This window comes from Kitasatospora griseola (assembly GCF_014648555.1).
GTDB classification, from domain to species: Bacteria; Actinomycetota; Actinomycetes; order Streptomycetales; family Streptomycetaceae; genus Kitasatospora; species Kitasatospora griseola.
Window position 1 is genome coordinate 27,137 of sequence record NZ_BMRI01000031.1, and the last position, 6,966, is coordinate 34,102.

At 76.3% G+C, this 6,966-nt stretch carries 6 protein-coding genes; 5 read left to right on the forward strand and 1 reads right to left on the reverse strand.

What is annotated here, in order from left to right; translation table 11 throughout:
• The coding region (locus IEZ12_RS28850) for a WD40 repeat domain-containing protein (RefSeq protein ID WP_505744222.1) at window positions 1–779 on the forward strand (779 nt) is incomplete at its 5' end.
• Between the two features lie 92 nt (window positions 780–871).
• Here the strand turns inward: IEZ12_RS28850 and IEZ12_RS28855 are convergent.
• Window positions 872–1,561 (reverse strand): SDR family oxidoreductase, encoded by a 690-nt coding sequence (locus IEZ12_RS28855; RefSeq protein ID WP_043912155.1) that lies wholly within the window; start codon window positions 1,559–1,561, stop codon window positions 872–874.
• Between the two features lie 646 nt (window positions 1,562–2,207).
• Here IEZ12_RS28855 and lanKC point away from each other — a divergent pair.
• The 4 genes from lanKC to IEZ12_RS28875 form a co-directional block, all read left to right on the forward strand.
• The gene (lanKC, locus tag IEZ12_RS28860; protein ID WP_229848224.1) at window positions 2,208–4,715 is read left to right on the forward strand and encodes a class III lanthionine synthetase LanKC; all 2,508 of its coding nucleotides are present in this window, start codon (window positions 2,208–2,210) and stop codon (window positions 4,713–4,715) included.
• A 128-nt stretch (window positions 4,716–4,843) separates the two neighbouring features.
• Window positions 4,844–4,969 carry a SapB/AmfS family lanthipeptide gene (locus IEZ12_RS28865; protein ID WP_100584098.1) on the forward strand — a complete coding sequence of 42 codons (126 nt, stop codon included), beginning with the start codon at window positions 4,844–4,846 and terminating at the stop codon, window positions 4,967–4,969.
• Window positions 4,970–5,052: 83 nt separating this feature from the next.
• Entirely contained in the window at window positions 5,053–6,765 is a 1,713-nt protein-coding gene (locus tag IEZ12_RS28870; protein ID WP_229848226.1) for an ATP-binding cassette domain-containing protein, read from the forward strand.
• A partial coding sequence (locus IEZ12_RS28875) for a hypothetical protein (protein ID WP_229848228.1) occupies window positions 6,762–6,966 on the forward strand: 205 nt, incomplete at its 3' end. The genes IEZ12_RS28870 and IEZ12_RS28875, both read left to right, overlap by 4 nt.

Consider the following 6,966-nt stretch of genomic DNA (forward strand, 5'->3'; position numbering starts at 1 on the left):
GGCACGACTGGCGGGCCCGTTGGGCGTTCGCCGGCGAGGCCGACCCGGTGCACCTGCTCGCCCGGCACGAGGACCGTCTCGCGGTCGCCGTCGGCTGGGACGTCGTGGTGCTCGACCCGGCCACCGGCCGGTCCGCCGACGAATCGTTTGCGCGGCTGACGGACCGTTCCACGGTGGCGCTGGCCGTCGGCCACGAGGGCGGCGCCTGGGCGCTGCGGCGCAGCGGCGCCGTCGAGGAGCTCCGTCCGTCCTCCGACGCCGTGCGGCGGCGGCTGCTGGCCGCCATGGACGACGGGGCGACGGCGCTCGCGGCGCGCGGTGGCGAGCAGCGGGCGGTGGCGGCGGGCGACGCGTCGGGCCGCGTCCACCTGCTGGACGACCGGGACGGCACGGACCCGGTGCACAGCGACGCCCCGCTCCACGCCTCACCGGTGACGGCGGTCGACCTCGCCCACCACGGCGGCCACCACCTGCTGATCAGCGGCGGCACGGACGGCGCCGTCCAGGCCTGGATGCCCGGCCGGGGCCCGCTCTCGCCGCCCGTGCCGACCCGGGACGTCCCGGTCACCGCGGTCGCCGTCGCCACCACGCCGGGCGGCCTGGTCTGCGCGGCCGCGTGGACGGACGGCCTGGTCCGCGTCGTCCTGGCCGGCGCCGAGCGGGTCACCCACGACCTGCGCCTCGGCGCCCCGGCCGTCGGCCTGGCCCTCACCGACGAGGGCCGCCTCTGCGTCGCCACCACCACCGGCGTCCTGGGCATCGACCTCACCGCCGCATAACGGCCCCACCCGCACCCCGGCCGGCCGCCGAACGCCGGCTGGGGTGCACCGCCAACGCCGAGCCACCCCCGCCTCCTCCGTCCCGTCTTCCCTCAGCTGCCCGGGCGCAGTGTCAGGTCGCTGACCGTTCCGTCGTGGGGGTGGTCGAGGACGGCGGCGAGGGCGGCGGCAACGGATTGGGGGGTGAGGCAGGCGGCGGGGTCGTAGGCCATGCGGAAGCGGGCGTGGAGGCGGCGTTGCATGGGGGTGTCGACTTCGCCGGGGTAGACGGTGGTGACTCGGACGCGGTGGGGGTGTTCTTCGGCGCGCAGGGATTCGGCGAGCGCTTTGAGGGCGAATTTGGAGGCCGCGAAGGCGCCGAGGCCGGGTGGGGCGTGCAGGCCGGCGCCGGAGTTCATGAAGACGACGTGGCCCTGGGCGGTGCGGAGGGCGGGGAGCAGGAGCCGGGTGAGCTCGGCGGGGGCGAGCAGGTTGACGGTGAGGGTGCGGCGCCACAGCTCGTGATCGCTGTCGCCGACCGGTCCCCAGTCGGCCGTGCCGGCGATGTGCAGCAGGGAGTCGAGCCGGGGCGGGGCGGCGGGTCCGCCGAGTACGTGGGCGAGGCCGGCGGGGTGGGCGAGGTCGGCGACGACGGTGCGGCTGGTGGGGAATCGCTCGCGCAGCCGGGCGGCGGTGGGTTTGTCGCGGGCGAGCAGCCAGAGCCGGTCGCCGCGGGCGGCGAGCAGCTCGGCGGTGGCGGCGCCGATGCCGGAGCCGGCGCCGGTGAGGAAGTGCGTTGCCATGCCGGGGTGCTACCCGGGTGGGGTGGCCCGGAAGACCGACAACCGGCCATCCGCGGCCCGGCCGGGGCGTGACGCCGCAGGTGGGGCGCGCGGCAACGGTCGCACGCCGGGGGCGTGTTGGAGGGGGCGGCTGCCGGAATGGTGGGCGCGTGCGGCGGCAGGGATACGCCTCGCACGCCCTTGGCGCGCCGGTCGGGTACCGGCCAGTGGGTGCCGGATCGGGGCCCGGCCCGCGGGCTCGTGCGCTCCGACGTTGTGCCGAGGTGCGACCCGGGCGCGGCCGTGCCGGCGCGTGCGGCGGCGGGGCGGTGACACGGTCCGCTTCCGGGTGTCTGCGCTGGCGGGACGCCCGGGAGGGGTCCGCGGGCCCGCGGACACGGCTGCGCCCGGCACGGGAAAGCGCAGGTAAAGGGAGGGTCGGGGACCGGAGGGAGGGCCTCCGGCATGCGCCTGCGGAATCCGGCCAACCCTTTCCGAAGCTCTTTCGACGGTCGCGCCGTCCCTTGCAGACTCTCGGTGGCGGTCAGCCGATCGCACAATCGGCTCGACCGACGATCCCCCTGCTGCCGTGCTGTGCCGGCTTCACGCCGTCCGGCATCCGGGGGTCTCCCCCTCCCCCTGCGACGCGCCATGGAGAGCTCTTCCGATGGACATGCGCTACGAGGCGTACTCCTACGCCGATCCGGTCTTCTACGACTCCCCGGTCCAATGGGCGGCCCGCGACGAGTTCCCGGCGGCCACCGAAGCCGCGCCGAGCGGCTGGGTGCGCAGCCTGCGTGAGGTGTGGGTGGGCTACCAGCCGGCCACGCCGCCGCTGCCGGAGCAGGGATGGAAGATCCACGTCTCGGCCTGCCTGGACAACGCGCCGTGGATCCTGGACGTGGTGCGGGCGCACTGCTTCGAGCACGGGGTGGCGTTCAAGTTCCTGCGCAGCCCGGCGCTGGTGCAGACGCAGAACGCCAAGTACGCCTCGCGCGGCTCCAGCGGGAAGTTCATGACGCTGTACCCGGCCGACGAGGCGCAGTTGGAGCGATGTCTCACCGAGCTGGACGACGCCTTGGCGGGGGCGCCTGGCCCGTACGTCCTGAGCGATCTGCGCTGGCGGCGCGGTCCGCTGTACCTGCGCTACGGGGCGTTCACGGAGCAGTGGTGCCGCAACGAGGAGGGCGAGTTGGTGCTGGCGCTGCGCGAGCCGTCGGGCGTGCTGCGTCCCGATGTGCGGCGGGCGGCGTTCGACCTGCCGTCCTGGGCGCCGGTGCCGGCGGTGCTGGCGGAGGCGGTGGCGGGGGCGGGCCGCAGCAGTGTCGACGACTTCCCGTTCGCGGTGGAGCGGGCGCTGCACTTCTCCAACGGCGGCGGCATCTACCTGGCGCGGCGGGCCGGCAGTGACGAGCAGGTCGTGCTCAAGGAGGGCCGCCCGTTCGCGGGTCTCGACCAGCGCGGCGAGGACGCCGTGCAGCGGCTGGTCCGCGAGCAGCGGATCCTGGAGCGACTGGCGGGCCTGGACGCGGTGCCCGCGGTGCTGGGCGATCTGACGGCGTGGGAGCACCGCTTCCTGGTGCAGGAGTACGTGGCGGGCGAGGGGCTGCACCACTGGTTCGGCCGCCGCTTTCCGCTGGTGCACCCGGAGGCGGACGAGGCGGCGGTCGCCGCGTACCGCGAGGAGGCGACGGCGGTGCTGGACGCGGTGGAGCGGGCGCTGCACGCCATCCACGGCCGCGGCATCGTCTTCGGCGACCTCCATCCGCGCAATCTGATCGTCCGCGACGACGGCTCGGTGGTCTTCATCGACTTCGAACTCGCCTCCCCCGTCGACGAGTTCGTACGCCCCGCGCTGGGTGCGGCCGGGTTCGCCGCACCGGCCGGGCTGACCGGCTTCGAGGTGGACGAGCACGCGCTGCGGGCGCTGCGGCTGTGGGCGTTCCTGCCGCTGCTGCCGCTGACCGTGCTGCACCCGGCGAAGGGCGCGGCGCTGGCCCGCTCGGCCCGCAAGCGCTTCGAGCTGCCGGACGGGTACCTGCCCGAGGCCGATGCGCCCGAGGGGGAGCAACTCGCCGCCGTGGAGGGCCTGTTCGGCGAGGGCCGAGGCGGCTGGCCCCGGCTGCGGGACGGGCTGGTGGCGGCGATCGCCGCGAGCGCCACGCCCGAGCGCGCCGACCGGCTGTTCCCGGGCGACCCCGCCCAGTTCACCCACGACGGCCTCGGTCTGTCGTACGGCGCGGCCGGCGTCCTGTGGGCGCTGCACACGGTGGGCGCGGACGTCGATCCGCGGCACGTGCGGTGGCTGCTCGACGCGGTGGAGCGGCAGCCGTGCCGACCGGGTCTGTTCGTCGGCGCGCACGGCACCGCCTGGGTGCTGGACCGCCTGGGTCATCGCGACAGCGCGCTCGACCTGCTGCGCCGCCTCGACAAGGACGAGGCGCCCGGCGCGGGCGCCGACCTGTCCGCGGGTCTGGCGGGCATCGGCCTGGCCCAGCTGCACTTCGCCCGCGCCGCCTGCGACCGCGGTCTGCTGGCCGCGGCCGCCGCCAGCGCCGACCGGGCCGTCGCCGCGCTCCGCCTGGGCGAGCCCGCGCCGGCCACGGCCCGGCCCGGCCTGCTGCACGGCGCGAGCGGCACCGCCCTGCTGCTGGTCCGCCTGTTCGAGGAGTGCGACAACCCCGTCCTGCTGGACCTTGCCCGGGCCGCCCTCGACCAGGACCTCGCCCGCTGTGTCACGGCCGAGGACGGCACCGTGCAGGTGGACGACGGCAGCCGGGTGCTGCCCTACCTGGAGTCCGGCAGCGCGGGCATCGCCGCCGTCGCGCACGCCCTGCTGCGGCACCGCCCCGATCCCGCGCTCGCCGAGCAGGTGGCGCTGATCCGGGCCGCCGCCGAACCGGAGTTCATCGTGCAGCCGGGCCTGTTCAACGGCCGCGCCGGGCTGATCGCCCTGCTCGGCCTGGACGCCGGGCCGGACGACGACCTGATCGACCGCCATGTCCGCCGCCTGGCCTGGCACGTGCTGCCCCGGAACGGCCGACCGGCGTTCCCCGGCGAGCAGTTGCTGCGCCTTTCGATGGACCTGGCGACCGGCACCGCCGGCGTGCTGACGGCCCTGGCCTCGGTGTACGACGGCAGCCCGCCGATGCCGTTCTGGCCGGCCGAGAGCTGAACCACCCCCGGACGCGGGTCCTGACGCCCGCTCCCCCGCCCCGTCGCGGCCGGGTCATGCCGCCCCACGATTTTCCGGCGACCGCCGGAGAAACCGCAGCACCACCTGTGTCCCGTTAGGAGACTGTCATGGCGATCCTCGACCTGCAGGCGCTGGAGACCCCCGAGGAGACCACCGAGTACCGCTCGGTGCTCAGCTCCCTGAGTGTCGTCAACTGCACCAACAGCACCGTCAGCACCCTGCTCTGTCTCTGAGCAACCCCGGCCGGCCGTGCGCCTCGCGCACGGCCGGCTCCGCATGTCCGGCGCCCTTTCGGCCACGCACACCGGGAGCCACCGTGCCCACCGCCTCGCCCGCCCCCGTCCCCGTGCTGCGGTCCGTACTGACGCTGAAGCGGCGGTGGACCGTCGCACTGGCGCTGTCCGTCGCCGCCGGCACCGCCTGCACCCTGCTGCTGCCCCGCGTGCTCGCCCGGGCGATCGACCGGATCCTGGCCGGCGCGGGCCCGGCGTCCGCAACTCCGCTGCTGGTCCTGGTCGTTGTGGCCGCGGTCGCCGAGGCCACTTCGCAGTACGCCGCGCCCGGCGGCGCGGCCGCGGTGGGCGGCGCGCTGCGTTCGGCGGTGATCCGGCGGGTCGGCGCGGACACGGTGCTGTCGGGCGCGGCCGGCGGCCCGACGGCCGGCGACATCGCGGCCCGGCTGACCGGCAGTGCCCCGCAGGCCGCGCTGGCCGGCGCGGCCGTGGTGCACACCGTCGCCCAACTGGTCACTGCGGCGGGCGCGGTGACGGGCCTGTTCCTGCTCTCGCCCGGCCCTGCCGTGGCGTTCCTGCTCGCCGCGCCGGCCGGCTGGCTGCTGATCCGCCGTCAGGTTCGCCGCACCGCCGGGCACGGCGAGTCCTACCAGGCCGCGCAGTCCAAGATCGCCTCCCGGCTGGTGGAGGCGCTGCGCGGCAGTGCGTCGATCGCCGCCGCCGGCGCCCGTTCCACCGAGCTCGCCCGGGTGCTGCGCCCGCTGCCCGAGCTCGCCCGGCACGGCCACGCCCTGTGGCACAGCCAGCGTGAAACCGCCTGGAAGGTCGGCCTGTTGGCCCCCGCCACCCAGGTCGCGGTGCTGGCCGTGGCCGGCGCGGACCTCGCCGCCGGACACCTGACCCCCGGGGGTCTGGCCGCGGCGATGGCCTACGCCACGGTCGGCCTGGGCGGTTTCGGCGCGGCCCAGAGTCTGCTGGACCTGGCCCGGGCGCGGTCCGCCGCCGTCCGGCTGGCCGAGCTCGAAGCGGTCCCGCTTCCAGCCCCGGGCACCGCCGAACTTCCGCCCGGCGATGGCAGGTTGGAGTTCCGGCGGGTGGTGGTCCGGACCGGCTCCGGCCTCCTGCTCGACCATCTGGACCTGACCGTCCCGGCCGGCGCCTGGGTCGCGGTGGTGGGTGCGGACGACGCCGCGACCTCCGCCGTCGCCGCCCTGGCCGCCGGCCTGCTCCGCCCCGGACGGGGCGCGGTGCGACTCGACGACGCCGACCTCGCCGCCGTCCGCCCGGAGCAGCTGCGGGCGGCCGTCGCCGTGGCGTTCGCCGATCCGGTGCTGTACGGCGAGACGATCGCGGAGGCCCTGGCGCTCGGCCAACTCGACCTCCCCGAGCTGCAGTTGGTGACCGCGACGCGCGCCGTCGGGGCGGACGCTTTCCTGCGCCGGCTCCCCGCCGGCTACCGCACCCCACCGTCCGACGCCCCGTTGTCCGGCGGCGAACGCCAGCGCGTCGGCCTGGCCCGCGCCCTGGGCCGGGACGCCCGCCTGCTGGTTCTCGACCACGCCACCGGCAGCCTCGACACGGCCGCCGAATCCACCGTCCTCACCGCACTCCGCACCCACGCCGCCCACCGCACCCGCCTGTGCGCCACCCGCAGCGCCGCCCTCGCCGCACACGCCGACCTGGTCGCCTGGCTCGACCGCGGCCGCCTCCGTGCCCTCGCCCCGCACCAGACCCTGTGGACCTCCCCCGCCTACCGCGCCCTCTTCACCACCGACCCCACGGGGCCCACACCATGACCTCACCCGACCGAACCCACCCACTCACCGCACCCCGTCCACCCGACGCCCCGCGACCCAGCAGCAAACGCCAACAGGTCAGCCTCGCCCGCGCCCAGGGCCGAGACACCCGCCAGCTGGTCCTCGACCACACCACCGGCAGCCTCGACGCGACCGCCGACCACACCGCCCTCGCCGCACTCCGCAGCCGCCTCCGCCCCC

Excerpts from the sequence above, each read along its gene's own strand:
- IEZ12_RS28855 (WP_043912155.1), bottom strand. The coding sequence starts at position 1,561 with ATGGCAACGCACTTCCTCACCGGCGCCGGCTCCGGCATCGGCGCCGCC.
- lanKC (WP_229848224.1), top strand. The coding sequence starts at position 2,208 with ATGGACATGCGCTACGAGGCGTACTCCTACGCCGATCCGGTCTTCTAC.
- IEZ12_RS28865 (WP_100584098.1), top strand. The coding sequence starts at position 4,844 with ATGGCGATCCTCGACCTGCAGGCGCTGGAGACCCCCGAGGAGACCACC.